Source organism: Streptomyces sp. CLCI03 (genome assembly GCF_053615355.1).
Genome location: NZ_CM132132.1, coordinates 1,202,197 through 1,220,317, shown reverse-complemented (window position 1 = coordinate 1,220,317; position 18,121 = coordinate 1,202,197). Strand labels below are relative to the sequence as shown.

Annotated in this window: 18 protein-coding genes; 8 read left to right on the top strand and 10 right to left on the bottom strand. The window is 73.1% G+C overall.

Annotation, left to right across the window (positions count from 1 at the left end; genetic code table 11):
* Positions 1-138 precede the first annotated feature (138 nt).
* Positions 139-1,614, top strand: a complete 1,476-nt coding sequence (locus ACWG52_RS05585) for a PucR family transcriptional regulator (protein ID WP_389810345.1) — start codon at positions 139-141, stop codon at positions 1,612-1,614.
* A gap of 45 nt (positions 1,615-1,659) precedes the next feature.
* On the opposite strand, the gene ACWG52_RS05580 is transcribed toward ACWG52_RS05585, so the two are convergent.
* Positions 1,660-2,058, bottom strand: a complete 399-nt coding sequence (locus tag ACWG52_RS05580; RefSeq protein ID WP_389810342.1) for a TOBE domain-containing protein — start codon at positions 2,056-2,058, stop codon at positions 1,660-1,662.
* A gap of 181 nt (positions 2,059-2,239) precedes the next feature.
* Here ACWG52_RS05580 and ACWG52_RS05575 point away from each other — a divergent pair, with 181 nt between their 5' ends.
* The 5 genes from ACWG52_RS05575 (at position 2,240) to ACWG52_RS05555 (ending at position 6,354) form a co-directional block, all read left to right on the top strand.
* Complete coding sequence (locus tag ACWG52_RS05575; RefSeq protein WP_389810339.1) at positions 2,240-2,614, top strand: hypothetical protein; 375 nt, start codon at positions 2,240-2,242, stop codon at positions 2,612-2,614.
* Positions 2,615-2,759: 145 nt separating this feature from the next.
* Positions 2,760-3,179 (top strand): ATP-binding protein, encoded by a 420-nt coding sequence (locus tag ACWG52_RS05570; protein ID WP_453128010.1) that lies wholly within the window; start codon positions 2,760-2,762, stop codon positions 3,177-3,179.
* 175 nt (positions 3,180-3,354) lie between these two features.
* The gene (gene sigK / locus ACWG52_RS05565; protein ID WP_161292389.1) at positions 3,355-4,023 is read left to right on the top strand and encodes an ECF RNA polymerase sigma factor SigK; all 669 of its coding nucleotides are present in this window, start codon (positions 3,355-3,357) and stop codon (positions 4,021-4,023) included.
* Positions 4,020-4,772, top strand: coding sequence for an anti-sigma factor (locus ACWG52_RS05560; protein WP_389810335.1), 753 nt, complete (start codon positions 4,020-4,022; stop codon positions 4,770-4,772). The genes sigK and ACWG52_RS05560 overlap by 4 nt, the downstream gene beginning before the upstream one ends.
* A 211-nt stretch (positions 4,773-4,983) precedes the next feature.
* Entirely contained in the window at positions 4,984-6,354 is a 1,371-nt protein-coding gene (locus ACWG52_RS05555; protein WP_390167621.1) for a hypothetical protein, read from the top strand.
* Positions 6,355-6,383: 29 nt separating this feature from the next.
* Here ACWG52_RS05555 and ACWG52_RS05550 read toward each other — a convergent pair whose 3' ends face one another.
* Positions 6,384-6,833 carry a GNAT family N-acetyltransferase gene (locus ACWG52_RS05550; RefSeq protein ID WP_390167623.1) on the bottom strand — a complete coding sequence of 150 codons (450 nt, stop codon included), beginning with the start codon at positions 6,831-6,833 and terminating at the stop codon, positions 6,384-6,386.
* Between the two features lie 567 nt (positions 6,834-7,400).
* On the opposite strand from ACWG52_RS05550, the gene ACWG52_RS05545 reads away from it, so the two are divergent.
* Positions 7,401-9,464: a SpoIIE family protein phosphatase gene (locus tag ACWG52_RS05545; protein WP_389810326.1), complete on the top strand. Its 2,064-nt coding sequence runs from the start codon at positions 7,401-7,403 to the stop codon at positions 9,462-9,464.
* A 43-nt stretch (positions 9,465-9,507) separates the two neighbouring features.
* Here the strand turns inward: ACWG52_RS05545 and ACWG52_RS05540 are convergent, their stop codons facing one another.
* The 5 genes from ACWG52_RS05540 to ACWG52_RS05520 all read right to left on the bottom strand — a co-directional run bounded on the left by ACWG52_RS05540 (position 9,508) and on the right by ACWG52_RS05520 (position 14,830).
* A complete protein-coding gene (locus ACWG52_RS05540; protein ID WP_389810323.1) occupies positions 9,508-10,263 on the bottom strand; it encodes a DUF4118 domain-containing protein in 756 nt (251 codons plus the stop codon).
* 204 nt (positions 10,264-10,467) lie between these two features.
* The gene (locus tag ACWG52_RS05535) at positions 10,468-11,586 is read right to left on the bottom strand and encodes a mechanosensitive ion channel family protein (RefSeq protein ID WP_389810320.1); all 1,119 of its coding nucleotides are present in this window, start codon (positions 11,584-11,586) and stop codon (positions 10,468-10,470) included.
* A 200-nt stretch (positions 11,587-11,786) separates the two neighbouring features.
* Complete coding sequence (locus ACWG52_RS05530) at positions 11,787-13,061, bottom strand: pyroglutamyl peptidase (protein ID WP_389810317.1); 1,275 nt, start codon at positions 13,059-13,061, stop codon at positions 11,787-11,789.
* 136 nt (positions 13,062-13,197) lie between these two features.
* On the bottom strand, positions 13,198-14,634 hold the full coding sequence (locus ACWG52_RS05525) for an amidase (protein ID WP_453128006.1): 1,437 nt from the start codon (positions 14,632-14,634) through the stop codon (positions 13,198-13,200).
* Complete coding sequence (locus ACWG52_RS05520; RefSeq protein WP_389810311.1) at positions 14,621-14,830, bottom strand: hypothetical protein; 210 nt, start codon at positions 14,828-14,830, stop codon at positions 14,621-14,623. Before ACWG52_RS05520 ends, ACWG52_RS05525 begins: the two co-directional genes overlap by 14 nt.
* A 150-nt stretch (positions 14,831-14,980) precedes the next feature.
* Here ACWG52_RS05520 and ACWG52_RS05515 point away from each other — a divergent pair, with 150 nt between their 5' ends.
* Positions 14,981-15,916, top strand: coding sequence for an MBL fold metallo-hydrolase (locus ACWG52_RS05515; protein WP_453128004.1), 936 nt, complete (start codon positions 14,981-14,983; stop codon positions 15,914-15,916).
* A gap of 28 nt (positions 15,917-15,944) precedes the next feature.
* Here ACWG52_RS05515 and ACWG52_RS05510 read toward each other — a convergent pair whose 3' ends face one another.
* From ACWG52_RS05510 to ACWG52_RS05500, 3 genes are all read right to left on the bottom strand, one after another.
* The gene (locus tag ACWG52_RS05510; RefSeq protein WP_389810306.1) at positions 15,945-16,517 is read right to left on the bottom strand and encodes a TetR/AcrR family transcriptional regulator; all 573 of its coding nucleotides are present in this window, start codon (positions 16,515-16,517) and stop codon (positions 15,945-15,947) included.
* Between the two features lie 114 nt (positions 16,518-16,631).
* On the bottom strand, positions 16,632-17,081 hold the full coding sequence (locus ACWG52_RS05505) for a hypothetical protein (RefSeq protein WP_389810304.1): 450 nt from the start codon (positions 17,079-17,081) through the stop codon (positions 16,632-16,634).
* A 155-nt stretch (positions 17,082-17,236) separates the two neighbouring features.
* Complete coding sequence (locus ACWG52_RS05500; protein WP_389810301.1) at positions 17,237-18,070, bottom strand: alpha/beta fold hydrolase; 834 nt, start codon at positions 18,068-18,070, stop codon at positions 17,237-17,239.
* Between the last annotated feature and the right edge of the window lie 51 nt (positions 18,071-18,121).

Here is an 18,121-nt window from a genome sequence, read left to right as displayed (position 1 = left end):
AATCGGACGAGCCCGCAGCCATCCCTCCTGGAGGATCAACCAAGAGGCATACCGGGCACTTCACCTAGCATTCACGATGGCTAAGCCTCTGTTCGCCTCGCGAATGTGGGCGCCCGCCCATCGCAAGGAGTCCCCGCCATGCACGTCCTCGACCTGCTCCGGCTCGACAGCCTCGGCCTCCACCTGCTCTGGGGCGAGGAAACCCTTCTCGGCCAGGAGGTCGCCGGTGTCACCGCCACCGACCTGGAGGAGCCCGGCCGCTTCCTGGGGCCCGGGGAACTCGTGCTGAGCGGACTCGTGTGGTGGGCCGAGGGCGACGTGGCCAAGGCGGACCGTTTCGTCGGCGCGCTCGCCGACGCCGGCGCCACGGCGCTGATGGCCGGGGAGGAGACCCACGGACGCATCCCCGACGAGGTCGTCGACGCCTGCCGGAGCCACCGGGTGCCGCTCGTGGCCGTTCCCGCGCGCACCAGCTTCCGGGCGGTCACCGAGGCCGTGTACCTGCGCCAGTGGGGCGACCTGAGCCGCCGCCCGACCCGGCTCTTCGCCCTCCCCGAGAACGTGCGTGGCGAGCTGAGCCGGCTCGTCGAGGCGGGGGCGGGCCCGGACGAACTCCTGGACCGGGCGTGCGCACACCTCGGCCGGGTGTCCTGCTACCTGCTCACCGCCGCCGGCCGCACGGTGGCCCGTACCCCGTCCGCCCCCGAGCTGTCCGCCCGGCAGGCGTCCGCCGCCTCCGCGCGCGGCGGGGTCCGGCTGCGCATCGAGACCGAGAGCTCCCCGTACGACGCCTGGCAGCTGCACGTGCCCGACCCGGACGCGGCGCCCCCGGGGGTGCTCCACGAGATCGCCGAGGTGCTCGCCCAGAGCAGAGGCGGGCAGACCCGCCGGCTCGCGGCGGAGCGGCCGGCCGGGCAGGAGCTGATCGGCGTACTGGAGGGAACCCTCGCGGGCCCCGCCCCCGCCCCCGCCGACACCGGAGCGCTGGAGGAGGCGCTCGCGGGCGCCGGGCTGCCCGTCGGAGGGGCGTACCGCGTCATGGCCTCGACCTCGGGCGACGCCCTCGCGGAGGGCCTGCGCCACCTGGAGGGCGCCGTGTACGTGGTGGGTCGGTCGGTGGCGGTGCTCCACGAGGACCCGGCCTCGCAGACCGACGCGGCCGGCGCGCTCCGCGCGGTGTGGCCGCTGCTCCAGCAGTGCGGGGAACCGCAGGCTGACCTCCGGTTGGGCATCGGCGCGCGGGCCGAGGGCCTGGAAGGGCTGCGTGCCTCGCTCGCCCAGGCCCGGTTCGCGCTCACCTCGGCCGACGGGACGGTCCCGGTGCGCGGGGTCGAGCACCTGGACACCCTCGGGGAGCTGATGGCGGGGATCCCGCCGGAGGTGCGATCCGTGTACGGGGCGCGGACCCTGGGGGCGCTCGGCGACGGGATGCTGCGGGACACCCTGGAGGCCTTCCTGGCCAACAACTGCTCCTGGGCCCGCACGGCCGAGGCGCTCCACCTGCACGTGAACACGGTGCACTACCGGATCGAGCGGGTGGAGGTCCTGACGGGCCGTGACCTGTCGCGCCTCGACCACAAGCTGGACCTGTACGCGGCGCTGCGCTGCGGATGACCTCGGGCGCCGGGACGTGGGTAGGGGCGGGCGCCGGGACGGGGCCTACGGTGCTTCGATGTGGACCTCGGTGGACTTCACCCGGGCCGTCACGGTGGAGCCGACCACGATGCCGAGCTGCTCGACCGACTCCCGGGTCACCACGGACACCACGTGGTGCGGCCCCGACTGGATCTCCAACCGGGCCGCCACCTCGTCGAGCCGTACGGCGGTGACGATCCCGGCGAAGGAGTTCCGTACGGAGGTCGGCGCGAGGCCGGGCGGCAACGGGTGCGTTCCGGCGGCCCGTTCCTGGGCGAAGGCGGCCAGGGCCACGCCGTCGACGGATCGTGAACCGTCCGGAGCACGGTCGGCCGGCAGCCGGCCCGTATCCGTCCACCGGCGGACGGTTTCCGGGCTCACGCGCAGCGGTCGGGCGGCGAGGCTCACGGAGTACGTCGGCACGCCCGCAGCATAGGCGGTGCCGCTCCGGCCGCGAACGGCGCGGCGCCGGGGTCGAGCCTTTTTGTCCGCACATGAGGTTTTTCCAATCCCTCGCCCCGCTCGCGGCGAATCCCTGATGAGGCTCCTGAGGTCGAAGGGGCCGTCGAACCGACCGTCCGACGAAGGGAAGGAGGTGAGTGCGATGACCGGTTCGCTGCGCACGCGGCGTCTGCTCGTGGGGGCCACGTCCGTCGGGCTGCTGGCCGGCGGGTCGCTGCTGGGCCTCTCCGGCACGGCGAACGCCGCCCCTGCGGCGTCCGCCACGGTGAGCTCGACACTCACCGGTGACCGCGACCGTGATCGTGATCACCGTCAGGACCGCCATGACCGCCACAACCGGTGGGACCGCCACGAGCGGTGCACCTGGGTGAAGGGCCATTGGGAATACAAGGGGAAGCACGGCACCTGGCATCAGGGCTACCGCGACCACCACGGCAACTGGCACGACGGCTGGTGGGGCAAAGGCCACTCGAAGCACTGGACACCCGGCCACTGGAACTGCCACAGCAAGTGGTAGCTCCGCCGCACCGTAGCGCCGACCTGGCACACAGGGGTTCCGGGGTCACCGCCCCGGAACCCCGTCCGTTCCCGGCTCCCGCAGCTCCCGCAGCTTTCGGTAGCCACCCGGCCCCTTGGGGTCGCTCGCACAGCGAGGAACAGTCATGGACACCGCAATCGCATCCACCGCGCGGCCGAGGACCGTGCACCACCCACTGCCGTCAGGGCCGCGGGCCGCCGGGGAAGCCCGCGGCAGCGCCGCGCGCACCCTCGCCCTGCACCCCGTGCGCTGCCCGCAGGAGACCGCCTGCGACATCCTGCTGATCGCCTCCGAGCTCGCCACCAACGCGGTCCGGCACGCCCTGCCCCCGTACGCGCTCACGATCAGCCTGGACCGCGGCCGGGCGGGCATCTGCGTCAGCGACGGCTCGCTCTCCCTGCCCCGGCGGGGCGACGGCCACGGGCCCGACGCCACCCGCGGGCGCGGACTGCAGATCGTCCGGGCGCTCGGCGCGGACCTCTTCGTCAGCCGCTCACCGCGCGGCAAGCAGGTCATCGCCGTGATCACCTGGCGGGACCCCTGACCCGCCGGTTCCCTCGAACGAGCGAACCGTGCGCCGGTCCGGAGCGTGAACGCCCTCCCATCCGCACGCGCCTCCGCTACGAAGAACCATCAGACCCCGCCCCCTGGACCCGTGGTCGACACCGCCTTTCGCGCGGCGGTCCGGCCGCTGCTCTCCGGACAAGGACCGCCATGCGATGGACAGCCCGCCCCCGACCGGACGCCCCCGGCCGACCCCGCGTCCGGTCCCCACGGTCGGAGCCCACCCCGTGAACCGGCCGAGCCCCTTCGCCCCCGAACCCGCCGAAGGCCCCGCCGACCGCACCGACCTCGCCCAGGTCATGCGGCAGGTGGCCCACGGCGACAAGGAGGCGTTCTCCGTCCTGTACGACGCCCTCGCCCCCCTGGTCCTCGGGATCGTGATCAAAGTCGTGCGCGACCGGGCCCAGTCCGAGGAGGTCGCCCAAGAGGTCATGATCGACCTGTGGCGGCAGGCCGCCCGCTACCGGCCCGACTCCGGCAGCGTCACCACCTGGGTCGCGACCATCGCCCACCGGCGGGCCGTGGACCGGGTCCGCTCCGCCCAGGCATCCTCCGACCGGGAACACGCACAGGCCGCCCGCGAGCACCGCACGGCATTCGACGAGGTCGCCGAACAGGTCGAGACCCGCCTGGACAGCGAACAGGTCCGCCGCTGCCTGCGCGGCCTGACCGAACTCCAGCGCCAGGTCGTGACCATGGCCTACTACCAGGGCCTGACCTACCGGGAGGTCGCCGAAGTCCTCCACACGCCGCTTCCCACCGTCAAGACGCGCATGCGCGACGGGCTGATCCGGCTCCGCGACTGCATGGGGGTGACCACATGAACCAGCACCGGTCCGACAGCCACACCCTCACCGCCGCCTACGCGCTGAACGCCCTGGACCCCGGCGAGCACGAGCCGTTCACCGACCACCTCTCCCGGTGCGAGGAGTGCCGCCAGGAAGTGGCCGAGTTCCAGGCCACCGCCGCCCGGCTGGCCGCCGCCGTGGCCGTGCCGCCGCCCCCTTCCATGAAGCGGCGGACCCTGGCGGCCGTCGACGGCGTGCGCCAACTCCCGCCCCGCGGCTCCACCGCCGTGGCCCCGGTCGTGCCGCGCGGCGCGCTGCGCCGCAAGGTCGGACGGTTCGTCGTGGCCGCGAGCGTGGCCGCCGCGGCCCTGTTCGCGGGCCTGGCCGCCTGGCAGCACCAGGAGAGCCGCCACTACGCACAGCAGGCCCGGCAGATCGAGCAGCGCCTCGACGACGTCGGGACGGTCCTGGCCGCTCCCGATGCCCGCGCCGTCCACGGCCGCACCAGCAACGGAGCCTCCGCCACCGTCGTCTCCTCGGCGGTGCGCGACAAGGCCGTCTTCACCGCCGGCGGACTGCCCGCGCCCGCCGCCGGCACGACCTACCAACTCTGGCTGGACCACGACGGCACCATGCGCCCGGCCGGTTTCATCCACCAGGACGGCACCGTCCTCATCGACGGCGACACGGCCGGCGCCGCCGCGATCGGCCTCACCCTCGAACCCACCGGAGGCTCCGCCCAGCCCACGACGGCCCCGCTCCTCCTGATGGACCTGCCGGCCTGACGACCGCCGCGCTCGGCCTACGCACGCTCGGCCGGCGGGGCGCTCGGCCGGTGGGGCGCTCGGACCGCGGGGGTGCTCGGATGGCGGGCGCGGCGGATTTCCGGAACGCTGTTCTCCGGGTGGACGGGTGGTGTGCACCGGGAATTGTCCACCGTGGCCGAATCTTCTCGACGGCCGTCACGACGTGACGCCGTAGACGAGAGGACCTTCCGTGACCGTTCGCTTCGCCGCCGGGACCGCCGGCGCCGCCGCCCTGCTGGTCGCCGCGCTGACCGTGCCCGCGCAGGCCGTGACGTACGGGACGCCGACGATCGCGCTGTCCGCCTCCTACCTGTCCGGGGCCGTCGGCGCGACCGGTGACCCGGTCGTGAACGTCACCGTGGGCCAGAGCGGGGCCGACGCGTCCGCGCTCACCGTCAGTGTGTCCGCGTCGAGCAAGGCCTCGGTCGCCGGTACCGGGGACGTGACCTTCACGGGTGCCGGGGCGGTGCGGCAGCTGGCCGTCGCCGCGCGTGGCCGCGGCTACACCAACCTCACCGTCAAGGTCACCGGGCTGGGCGGCAAGACCGCCACCAAGACGCTGTCCTACGCGGCCTCGGCCGCCGTGCAGAACCCGGCCGACGCGCGGTACCTCACCGGGTCCGCGGACGCCTCGGCCGCCGTGGATGTGGGCGGCGGGTACGCGGTGGTGGCCGACGACGAGTCCAACGTGCTGCGCCTGTACGACCGCTCCCGCTCGGGCGCACCGGTGCGGACCTGGGACTTCTCCTCGCAGCTCGGCGTGAGCAAGGAGGTGGACATCGAGGGCGCGACCCGGATCGGCAACATCATCTACTGGACCGGCTCGCTCGGCAACAACAAGGACGGCGAGTACAAGGCGCCCCGCAACACGGTCTTCACCACCACGGTGAGCGGCTCCGGCGCGAGCGCGCAGCTGACCTACGGGCGCTCGTACAAGAAGCTCCGCGACGACCTGGTGGCCTGGGACAAGGCCAACGGGAACACGTACGGCTTCGCGGCGGGCACCGCGGAGGGTGAGGCGCCGAAGCAGATCGACGGGTTCAACGTCGAGGGCCTGGAGTTCGCCCCGGGCTCGACCAGCACCGCCTACCTGGGCTTCCGGGCCCCGCTCGCGCCGGTCGTGCCCGGTGGCAAGGCCCTGATCGTGCCGGTCACCAACTTCGAGCAGGTCCTGGCGAGCGGGGTCAAGGCCACCTTCGGGCCGGGCATCGAGCTGGACCTCGGCGGCCTCTCCGTCCGGGACATCCGCAAGAACGCGGCCGGGCAGTACCTGATCCTGGCCGGCTCCTGGGCCGCCGACGACAACTCCGACCCGTACGCGCTCTACCAGTGGGACGGCGTCCCCGGCCACGCGCCGGTCAAGCGGGCGGACCTGCCGACCACCGACCCCGGCGGCTGGGAGGCCATCGTGGAGGTGCCGGACCTGACGGTTGCGGGCGCCCGGGTGCAGCTGATCACGGACAGCGGGTCCGCGGACCTGTACGGGGACGGCACCGAGGCCAAGGACCTGACCCACGCGGAGTGGAAGAAGGCCCGGGCGGCCTGGTTCGCACTGGACTGACGCGTGCGGGGCCGGCCGACCGTCGGGGCTCAGGGGGTCATGTCGTAGGTGACCCACATGGTGCGCCGGGCGACCTGGTCGTACTTGGCGCGGGCGCGGTGGTTGTCGTCCGCGGTGATCCAGCGGACCACGCTCCAGCCCCGCTCGGCCGCGAGCTCGAGCAGGGCGCCGAGCAGCAGGTCGGCGGCGCCCGAGCCGCGATGCTCGGGTGCCACGAACAGGTCGTCGAGGAAGCAGCCGACCGTCGCGGAGAGCGGGCGCGCGAACGGACGGTAGTGGGCGAGGCCCAACAGCCGGCCCTCGGTGTCCTCGGCCACCAGGGCGTCGACCTCGTGGCCGGGGTCGGTCACCCAGGACCACACCGTGGTGGCCGCCTCCTCGGTCTGCTCCACGCCGTAGAAGTCGGCGTAGCCACGGTAGAGGACGCGCCACTGGGCGAAGTCGCCGTCCCGCACGGAACGCACGCTGATGGTGGACATGGGGCTGGACTCCCGTGATCGAAGGAAGGCGGAACTTCGATCATCCGGGAGTCCGGCGGGCTCGGCAGGTGCCGGGGTGTCGAAACGCGGGCCGTCGCAGCTCCGCGATGTACGGGTCCGGGTCCGGGTCCGGGTACGGGTCCGGGCGACGGGCGACGGGCGACGGGCGACGGGCTGCGGTCGGCGAAGCCCCGCGCGCCGAACACCGCTGTCGGCGCGCGAGGGCTTCCTGGACCAGGTCACTCCGTGACCGCGAGAGCCGCCAAGCGGTCCGGAGGGTGGTGGCCACGGCCAGTCGAGCAGGGGCGCACCCGGGGCGGCACCTGGTTCAGGGCACGGAATCGGGCCGCTCGACCGTATCCCGTCACGGTTGATCATCCAAGAGGTGAAGACGCCGCGGACGCTCGCATCTGCCAGGCAGAACGCGAATCGGCCTTGCCGGTGTCGGCAGCACCCCTCCCGGAGTCGGCCGTGCGAGGACGAGGGGCCCCTCGCGGCGCCCGGCGTGCCCGCACGACGTGTCCGCATGATGATGTGGAGAGAACGGCGTGCGGAAGGGGACGTCTCGTGCCATCGGCTCGGCCGGGGGGCGAGGAGACCCACGGCCCGATCTGGTCCGAGCCGGGGTCGCTGCTGGAGCGCGTGCCCGTGGCCGTCCTCGGCATCGACGAACACGACCGGGTCTGCTACTGGGGGCCCGGCGCCCGCGACCTCTTCGGGTACGAACCGGGCGCCGTCCTCACCCGGCCCGGCGCCCTCCTCTTCGCCGACGCCGCCAACGGCGCCTCCGCGTCGTGCGCCCGGCTGACGGAACAAGGCCGTACGCAGGGCTACTGGCGGGGCAGGCTGACGGCCCGGCACCGCGACGGCACGGCCTTCGACTGCGGCTTCCGGTCCTTCTCCGTGACCGGGTCCGGCCCCTCGGTGGTGATGATCCTGACGAGCCGCAGCGACGAACTCGACCGGGTCAAGACCAACCTCGCCTTCCTCGACGCCCTCTTCGAGACCTGCCCCATCGGCCTCGTCATGGTCGACGAGGACCTGCGCTACCTCCACCTCAACCAGGCCCTCGCCGACATGGACGGCCTGCCGATCCGGTCCCACCTCGGACGACGTATGGACGAGATCATGATCACGTCCGACGGCGGCGAGTACGAGCGCATGGTGCGCGCCGTCGCCCGGGGCGGAGCGCCCGTCGTCGGGACCCTGGTCGGCGTGCGCCCCCGCGGGCATCCGGACCGGGACCAGGTCCGGTCCGTGAGTTTCTTCCCGCTGAGCCGGGCCGTCGGGACGCACGCCGGCGTGGGCGGACTGATGATCGACGTGACCGACCGGGAACGGGCCATCCTGGAAGCCACCGCCGCCCGTCGCAGGCTGGCACTCCTCGACGGGGCCTCCACCCGGATCGGGACCACCCTGGACGTCAACCTCACCGCCCAGGAACTCGTCGACGCGTCGATGCCCGACTTCTGCGACGGCTCCGTCGTCGAGATCGTGGAATGGATGGACGAGACCGAGGACTTTGATCCCGGGCGGCCCCTGTTCACCCGCCGCATCGCCTCCGGGACGACCCTGCCCGCTCCGGCCGTCGAACTCGTGAGCGGGGTCGAGAAGGTGCGCTACCCGCCGGGCTCCGTCATCCACGACATGCTGAGCACCGGCCGCGCCATCTCGGCCGTGGTGGACGAGGAGTTCCTGGCCCGCACCGTCGTCACCGAGTCACGCACGAAGATCATGGGCGAGAGCGGGGTGGCCTGCATCCTCGTCGCCCCGCTCATCGCCCGGGGCACCGTCCAGGGCATCGCCATGTTCGGCCGGTCCGCCGCCCGTCCGCCCTTCTCCGAGGAGGACGTCAGCCTGGCCGGCGAACTCGCCTCGCGCGCCGCGATCTGCCTGGACAACGCCCGTCTCTACAGCCGGGTCCAGGACATCGCGCTCACCCTGCAGCGGGCCCTGCTGCCCACCGAGCTGGCGGCCAGCCCGTACGTGGACGTGGCCCACCGGTACGTACCCGGTAGCAGGATCACCGAGGTCGGCGGTGACTGGTACGACGTGATCAACCTGCCCGACGGTCGGGTCGTCCTCGTCGTGGGCGACGTGATGGGGCACGGGGTGTCCGCGGCCGCCGCCATGGGATACCTCCGCATCACCACCAAGGCGCTGGCCCGCCACGACGGTGAACCCGCCGACCTGCTCACCGAACTCGACGCCTGCGCCCAGGAGGCCGGTATCGAGCTCGCGACCTGCGTGTACCTCGTCTACGACCCGCGCAGTGGACGCGCCCGTATCGCCAGCGCGGGCCACCCCCCGCCCCTGGTGCTCCGGCCGGACGGCACGGTGCAGACCGTCGACGAGGTCCTCGGCGTCCCGCTGGGCGTCGGCGGCTGCCCGTTCCGGACCGCCGAGATCGAACTGCCCGAGAACGCGACGCTCGCCCTGTACACGGACGGCCTCATCGAGGCACGGGGACGGGACATCGAGGTCGGACTGGACGCCCTGCGTACACAACTGGGCACCCAAGGACAGCCGTTGGAGGACATGGCGGACCGGATTCTGGCCGGCCTGCTGCCCGAACCGCCGACCGACGACACGGTCCTGGTCCTCGCCCGCGTCCACCGCCACGCCCCGTGAGCCGGGGCTCGGAGCCCGAGGCACTCGCCGGGATGTCGCGGGATCAGCCGCGGTGGCACACTCCCGCCGTGTCCAGTGCGGCGCCCGCCAGTGCCGCCAGGGCGAGTGCCACCGAGCGGGCGTCCTCGGGCGGCAGGGGGTGGCCGGGGAGCGGGTCGAGGAGGAAACGGCCGTAGTAGTGGCCGCCCCCGACGACCCGCAACTCGGTCTCGCCGTCCGGCCAGTCGGCGTACCCGGTGACCTCGCCGCCGCGGCGCAGCCACAGGCCGCCGTCGTGCTCCAGCCGAGGCCGGTGGCCGATCAGGGTTCCGTACTCGAAGCGGCAACCACGCAGCCCCAGCAGGCCGATGAGCTCCTGGCGGACGAACTCGACCACCGCGTCCGGAGAATCGCCGCGCTCGGTCAACCGGGCCGTGCCCTGGAGGCTGGACAGGTGCGCGGCCCCGGTGACCACGACCGCCTCCAGCCTGCGCGCACGGACGGCCAGTTGAGCGACGATCAGCCCGACGGCCAGCAGCAGGACGGCCGTCTGGATCTCGTCCCGGTCGGCGAGGGCGAACCTCCGGTAGGGCCGGGAGAGGAGAAGGAGGCCGAACCAGGTCGCCGCGGAGAGTGCGGCCAGGGCGGCGGCGGTCCGCGTGCCCGAGGCGGCGATCGCGACCACGGCGACGACCAGGACCAAGGCCTCGTTCGCCGGTGAGAGGTGGGCGCGGAAGGGGACGAGCGCGAGGGCCACGAGCAGGGGAACCACCAGGGCCCCGAACAGCGCGGCACGGTCGTGGAGTCGGTACCCGGGCATGTGCTGCCTCCAGTCCGGACGTGGCGCGGGCAGCCGGCCGATCGGCTGTCGCCACGTGCAGCCTTCCCACGGTGGGAGCAGGAGCCACCCGCCCTGGTGAGGTCTTGACGTACCGCATACGGATTCCGCACCCGGATACGGCCGTCGCCCCCGCACGCACGACGGACGGCATGCGCGCGGGGGCTCGGGTACGGGTTCCGCGCGCTACCGGCCGCCGGCCGCCGGCATCGGCGGCGCCTGGCGCTGGTGCGGGACCGGCGGCGCCGACGGGTGCGGTGACGGCGCGCCCGGGACCTCGTCCTGGTGCAGCGCGACCGTACGCGTCGGTGCGGGGATCGAGATGCCCTCCGCCCGGAACCGCTCGTGCAGGCGCTTGATGAACTCGTGCTTGATCCGGTACTGGTCGCTGAACTCGCCGACGCCCAGGATCACCGTGAAGTTGATCCGGGAGTCCGCGAACGTGTGGAAGCGGACCGCCCCCTCGTGCGCCGGGTCGGCGCCGTCCACGTGCGCCATCACCTTGCCGACCACGTCGAGGGTCACCCGCTCGACGTGTTCGAGGTCGCTCTCGTAGCCCACACCCACCTGGACCAGGATCGAGAACTGCGCCTCCGGCTGGGTGAAGTTGGTCATGTTGGTCCGTGCGAGACGCCCGTTGGGGATGATGACCAGGTTGTTCGACAGGTTGCGGACCACGGTGTTGCGCCAGTTGATGTCGACGACGTAGCCCTCCTCGCCGCTCGTGAGGCGGATGTAGTCACCGGGCTGCACGGTCTTCGAGGCGAGGATGTGCACGCCGGCGAAGAGGTTGGCGAGGGTGTCCTGGAGGGCCAGGGCCACCGCCAGACCACCCACACCGAGGGCGGTGACCAGCGGCGCGATGGACACGCCCAGGGTCTCCAGGGCGACGAGGACGCCCATCACGAGGACCACGATCCGCGTGATGTTGACGAAGATGGTCGCCGACCCGGCCACCCCGGTGCGCGCCCCCGCCACGGACTGGACGAGGCCCGCGACGACCCGCGCCGCGCTCAGCGTGGCGATGAGGATGAGCAGTGCGGTCAGCGACTGGTTCACGAACCCGGAGACGCGCGCGGTGAGCGGCAGGGTGGTGCCGGCCACGGCCGCCCCGGCGATCAGGGCGGCCCCGGGCGCGATGGTGCGCAGGGCGTCGACGATGATGTCGTCCCCCTGCCACCGGGTCCGCGCGGCGTGCCGGCCCAGCCACCGCAGCAGGGCCCGCAGCAGCAGCCCGGCGGCGGCGCCGGCCGCCAGGGCGATTCCGGCGACCAGCCAGTCGTGCAGGACGAGATCCCGGGTCAACGGACCCCCTCCGGTGCGCCGCGCCGGCTCGGGGGAGTGGCGACGGGCGCTGCCGGCCGTCGTATGGGGTGTGGGTGTGTCGTCACCTTGTCACCTGTCAGTTCGTCGTGCCTGAAGCCGCGTTCGGGCGTGTGTACGCATCCGGAACGGGCTGCCATCCTGCCCCATGGCAGCAGGACGCACCGCAGGCGGGGCAGGCCCTAGCGACGCACGGCGGCGTGTTCGAGGACCGCGCGGACCTCCGCGGCGATCGCGCTCTCGTTGCGTTCGAACTCGGTGCCGGTCAGCTGCTGGGGGTCGGCCGGCAGGCCGGTGAGCACCGGGGTGTGGAGATGGCCGCCCGGGAGGTGCGGGGCGAGTTCGGAGCGCAGCCGGTTGGAGCGGTAGGCCACCTCGTTGGAGAGGTAGCCGCCTCCGCCGCCCGCCACGGCGCGTGAGCCCGGGGTCGGGCCGTCGGTCCGGTCGACGGGGGTGGTGCCGCCCGCCGGGATCTCGGTGACGTCGCTGTTGAGGAGGACCGGGTACGGGCTCTGCACGGCGGCGGTGACGGCGCCCGCGGGGAGCGTGGTGCGGATGAACTCCGGGCCCGGACCGAGGCCGGGGGCGGTCACCGGGTGTTCGCGGGTGCCGCCCGAGAGGGCCCGCACGTTGTCGGGGTAGGGGTCGGCGGACCGTGCCCGCCCCGCCCAGTCCTCCAGGGTGAAGATGCCGGGGTAGCCCTGGCTGACGGTGGTGATGATGTCGGCGGAGGCGGGGCCGCCGGCCATGCGCGGGGCGAACGCCCGCTCCACCATGCCGGCGTCGAAGTCGGCGTACCGCACGGGGAGGACGACGGCGCGGATCTCGGCCGGGCTGCCGTCGGCGAGGGTCACACGTCGCCCGTTGAGCTGGAGGGCCGCCGATCCCGACGGGTTGGCGCGGCGTATCTCGGCGTCGAGCCCGAAGGGGTCGAACCCGCTGATGAAGACGCGCCGTACGCCCGGCGCGGTCCGGAAGGCGTTGTTCGTCAGGCCCCGGGAGGCGTCCTCGAAGCGGGCGCGGAGCGCGGCCCGGTCGGCGGTGAACTCCGGCTGCCAGCGGGCGAGTGCGGCGGTCATGCCGAGCCGAGCCCAGTACAGCGGCCGGTCGTCGCCGGGGGCGAGGTCGCCGCCGGGCCGCTGGGTCTGGGCCCGCCGTACGGAGGCCTGCCACAAGGCCTCGCCCCAGGCGTCGACCAGCCGGTCGGCCTCGGCGGGGCCGCGGGTCGAGCACAGCGCGGCGGGGAACCGGCGGACGAAGTCCGCGAGCCCGCCGCGCTCGACGAGGGCCGTGGTGCGGGCGTCCGAGAGTCGCGCCTGTTCGGCGTCCAGGGGGACGGAGAGCGAGGTGCGGCAGGCGGACGGACCGTCGGCCGCGTGCGCGGGCGAGGCGACCGCCAGGGGAACGACAGTGGCGAGAAGGGCAGCGGCCGACGCCGCACGGCGTAAGAGCATCATGCGGTGTGACATTACATAGAGCCCTTCACCCCCACCAGACGCATCGGCCGCGGCCGCCCGCGACTGGCTCGACTCCGCCGTTTCCGGGCCGGTTCACCGGCTGTCGGCGATCCCGGCGGTCCCGCGGCGACGTTCGTCACGGCTCCCGCCACGACGCCCGTTCCGGGGCCAACCCCCGTGCGGTGCGCGTCTGTTCGTAGGCGTGGCCCGCGCGCAGCACCGTGGCCTCGTCGAAGGGCCTGCCCATCAGTTGCATGCCGATCGGCAGCCCCGCCGAGTCCAGGCCGACGGGCAGGGTCAGCGCGGGAACGCCCGTGAGGTTGGCCGGGGCCGAGAGCCGTACGTACGCGTCGGCGACGCTTTCCACGCTGCCGTCGGCCCAGGTCACGTCGGTCCGACCGGACTCCACGGCGGTGAGCGGCACGGTCGGCGCGGCGATCAGGTCGACCGCTTCCATCATCTCCCGCCAGGCCCGGCCCATGAGGGTGCGGGCGCGCTGGGCCCGCAGGTGGTCGCCCGCGGTGATGAGTTCACCCGCCGCCAGGAGGACCCGTACGTCCGCCCCGTACCGGTCCGGCACCGTCCGCAGCGTCCGTTCGTGGTAGGCGGAGGCCTCCGGCACCATCAGGCCCCAGTGGGTCGCCCGGATGTAGCGCGTCATCGGGATCTCGACGTCGACGAGCCGGGCGCCGAGCTCCTCCAGCCGCCCGATGGCCCGTCGGACGGCCGCCTCCACCTCCGGATCCACCCGGTCGAAGTAGTAGTTGCCCGGTACGCCGACCCGCAGCCCCCTCAGATCCGTCGGATCCGACCGATCTGTCGGATCCGTGTCGGGTCCCGGCCGGTGCTCCGCGGCCGGGGCCGCGACGGACGCCGGGTCGCGCGGGTCGTGTCCGGCGAGCGCCGCCAGGACCAGCCCCGCGTCCTGGACGGTGCGGGTGAGGGGGCCCACGTGGTCGAGCGACCAGGACAGCGAGGTCACGCCGTGGCGCGGCACCAGCCCGTACGTCGGCTTCAGTCCGACGACCCCGTTCAGGGCGGCGGGCACCCGGATGGAGCCGCCGGTGTCGGTCCCGAGGGCGAAGGCGGCCCCCCCGGCGGCGACGGCCACGGCCGACCCGCCGCTGGAGCCGCCGGCCACCCGGTCCGGGTGCCAGGCGTTGGCCGTCTGAGGGGTGGTCAGCCCGTAGGCGAACTCGTGGGTGTGGGTCTTGCCCACCAGGGCCGCTCCGGCCGAGGCGAGCCGCGCCGTGACGGTGCTGTCGCTCCGCGCGCGATGGCCGGCCCGGACCCGGGAGCTCGCCGTGGTCGCCAGTCCGGCCACGTCGATGAGGTCCTTCAGGCCCACGGGTACGGCGTGCAGGGGCCCCCGGTGCGTGCCGCGGGCGATCTCGGTCTCCGCCCGGCGGGCCGCGTCGCGCGCACGGTCGGCCGTGACGGTGGTGAAGGCGTTCAGGTGCGGTTCCACCCGCGCGATGCGCTCCAGTGCGGAGTCCACCAGTTCCACCGGCGAGAGCCGGCGGGTGCGTACGGCCTCGGCCGCTTCGGCCACGGTCAGTTCATACGGCCGCATCGTGCCGCCCCCCTCCCGCCCGGTACACCGCGGAGGGCGGTGTCTCGCCGAAGTCCAGCTCCCGCAGGAGCGATACGACGGCGTGGACATGGTCGGCGGCGGCCGCGACGTCCGCCTGGAGGTCCTGCGCCGGTGGAAGTCCTGACGGTGTGACCGGAGGCGGAGTGAGGTGTGGATCGAGGTCCGGGGCGGACATGTGCTGCCTTCCTTCCGAGGGACGGTGGAATGATCGCCGACGCCTTAAAGCTAACGTCTTGCGTTAGTCCACCGTAGGGCCTACGGTCGCTTAAAGCGAATGAATCGCTTTTGCTGTTGGTCGGTCCACTGCAGACGAAGGAACACGCGCATGCGCACCGCACAGTTCACCGAGCCGGCCTCGACCCCGTCCCGGGCCGCCGCCCACTGGCCCGTCGGGGAGATCACGGTCCACCGGGTCGACGAGGTGGCGCTGCCGCCCGCGACCGGGCCGTGGCTGCTGCCGGCCGCCACCCCGGAGCTGGTCGCCCGACACGACTGGCTGCGCCCCGAATTCGCCGGCCCGGACGGTGCCCTGCACCTCGACAGCCACAGCTTCGCGCTGGTCGTGAACGGTCTGCGGGTCCTCGTGGACACCGGCATCGGCAACGGCAAGACGAGGGCCGACCCGGCCTGGCACGACATGCGCACCGACTACCTCGACCGCCTCGCCGACATCGGATTCACCCCCGAGAGCGTCGACCTGGTGGTCCTCACCCATCTGCACACCGACCACGTCGGATGGAACACCCGGAAGGCCGACGGCGCGTGGGTGCCGACCTTCCCGAACGCCCGCTACCTGACGTCGAGGGTGGAGCACGCGTTCTGGGCCGCCTACGACATGGACGAGGCGCGGCGCGGCATGTTCCGCGACTCCGTCGTGCCGGTCGAGGAGGCGGGTCTGCTCGACCTGGTCGACGTACCGGCCGAAGGCGTCGACGTGGCCGACGGGCTGCGCCTGCTGCCCACGCCGGGGCACACCCCGGGTCAGGTCGCCGTACAGGTGAGCAGCGCCGGCGCGACCGCCCTCGTCACCGGGGACGCCGTCCACCACCCCGTGCAGCTGGCGCGTCCGGAGATCGGCAGCTGCGTGGACATCGACCCCGTACGGGCCGAGGCCACGCGGCGCGCGTTGCTCGCCCGGCTCGCCGACACCGGCGCCCTGCTCCTCGGCACGCACTTCCCCGCGCCGACCGCCGGCCGCGTCGTCGCCGAGGGGGACGGCTACCGGCTCGAACCCGTGGCCGCCGTACCCGCGGGCCGCTGACCAGCGACACCGTGCGCCCCGGGTCGGGTCAGTCGGAGGCGCCGAAGCCCTCCACGGCCTCGCGGACCAGGCGCCGCGCGTACGCGTCGGTGAGACCGTCGGGGCGGAACAGGATGCGGTACATCATCGGCGCCACGACCCGGTCGAGCACCGTCTCGACGTCGGGGACGTCCTCGCCGCGCGCCGCGGCGCGCGCGAGGACGACGGCGACCTGCTCCGCCGCGTACGCCGAACACTGTCCCGCGTTGTCGCCGGCGGGATCCCCCAGCAGCGCGTCACGGATGTACGCGCGTCCCGTGGGGGAGGCCATCTCCTCCAGGAACTGCTCGGCCCAGCCCCGCAGGTCGGCCGTCAGGTTCCCGTGGTCCGCCGGCGGAGCCTCCGGGCGCAGGTGCTCGACCGCCACGTCCGAGAGCAGTTCCTGCAGGTCGCCCCAGCGACGGTAGATCGTCGACGGGGTGACGCCCGCCCGCGCCGCGACCAGCGGGATCGTCAGCTCCGGCCGCCCCAGCTCGGCCTGCAGTTCGCGCACGGCGGTGTGGACCGCCTCCTGGACCCGCGCGCTGCGGCCTCCCGGGCGGACCATCGCTTTTCGGCTCATGCGGCCAGCTTAAAGCAAATTTCTTGCATCAGGCTCGGTGGTGGTCGGTGCTGCGACCGGGAACCTTCGCCGGGTCGCTCGCCCGGTCGGCCGCGCCGGGCAAGTCCCTCGCCTCTAGATGAAGATGCCGGTCAGGGCCAGGGCCACGCCGAGCACGAGTGCAATGATCGTGCTCCGCCACAGCCATCTCGGCATGCGCTCGTGGTGCAGGCGTGAGCGGGACACGTCCTCCTTGACGCCGACCTCGAATCGGTCCGGGAACCGACTGTGGCGGACGATCGGATAGGCGACGCCCACCGCCATCTCAGGGGTGAGGCGCACGTACTTCTTCTCCCGGACGGTCTCACCACCCGGCATCGCGAGCTCGAACACGGCATCGGCGCGGGTGTCACCTTCGAACGGCCTCAGAGACACGATGAGTGCCTCGGCCGCTATGCCGGCGTCCTCCAGGCCCCGGAGCCTGCGAGCCTTGGCGCGTTCACCGGGCACGGTGGAGACGTACATGTAGGCGAGATAGAAGCAGACGCCGCCGAGGAGAACGAGTACGACTTTGACGATCAGCATGCGCTGGACAGTACGGCAGGGCGCGATGCCGAAGAACCCTGCTCGCGATCACCCTTCCGGGGGTGGGCAAGGTCCGCAAGGGACGCCCTCGCTCCGGACTCCGCGGCGGTGCCGGTCGCGGAGTCCGGGGCGAGGGGGACGGTCGTGCCCCGGCGCTATCCCCCGATGAAGGCGAGGAGGGCGTCGTTGACCTCTTCGGCGTGGGTCCACAGGAGGCCGTGCGGGGCGCCATCGAGGACCACGTAGTCGGCGTGCGGGAGGGCCTTGTGGAAGGGCTCCGCGGTGGCGCCGATCGGGAGGATCCGGTCCGCGGTGCCGTGGAGGATCAGGGTGGGTACGTCGATCTTGGGGATGTCGGCCCGGAAGTCGGTGGTCCAGGTGAGGACGGCGGCGCGGGAGGCGTACGCGGACGCGCCGGCGGCGGTGGCCCAGCTCGCGCGCACGACCTCCTCGCTGATGCGGGTGCCGAGATTCTCGTCGAGGTTGTAGAAGGCCTGGTAGAAGTCGGTGAAGTAGGCGTAGCGGTCCTTCGTGACGGCGGCGAGGATGCCCTCGAAGATACTGCCGTCGACGCCGGTGGGGTTGTCGTCGGTCTTGAGGAGGTAGGGCTCCAGGCCGGCGAGGAAGGCGGCCTTGGCCACGCGTCCGGAACCGCGGGTGCCGAGGTAGTGGCCGACCTCGCCGGTGCCCATGGAGAAGCCGACGAGGATCGTGTCGGTGAGGTCGAGGGTCTCCATCAGCGTGTGCAGGTCGTCGGTGAAGGTGTCGTAGTCGTAGCCGGTGGTGGGCTGGGAGGACTGCCCGAAGCCGCGCCGGTCGTAGGTGATGACGCGGTGGCCGGCGTCGAGCAGGGCGGGAAGCTGCTTCTCCCAGGAGTGCCCGTCCAGCGGATAGCCGTGGATGAGGACCACGGGCTGCCCGCTGCCGTGGTCCTCGTAGTAGAGGTCGATGTCGGTGCTGTTCTCCTGGCCGACGGTGATGAAGGGCATGGCGCCTCCTGTGGCGATCTCGGTTCGGTCCGTGCCGGCAGTCTCCCGCCC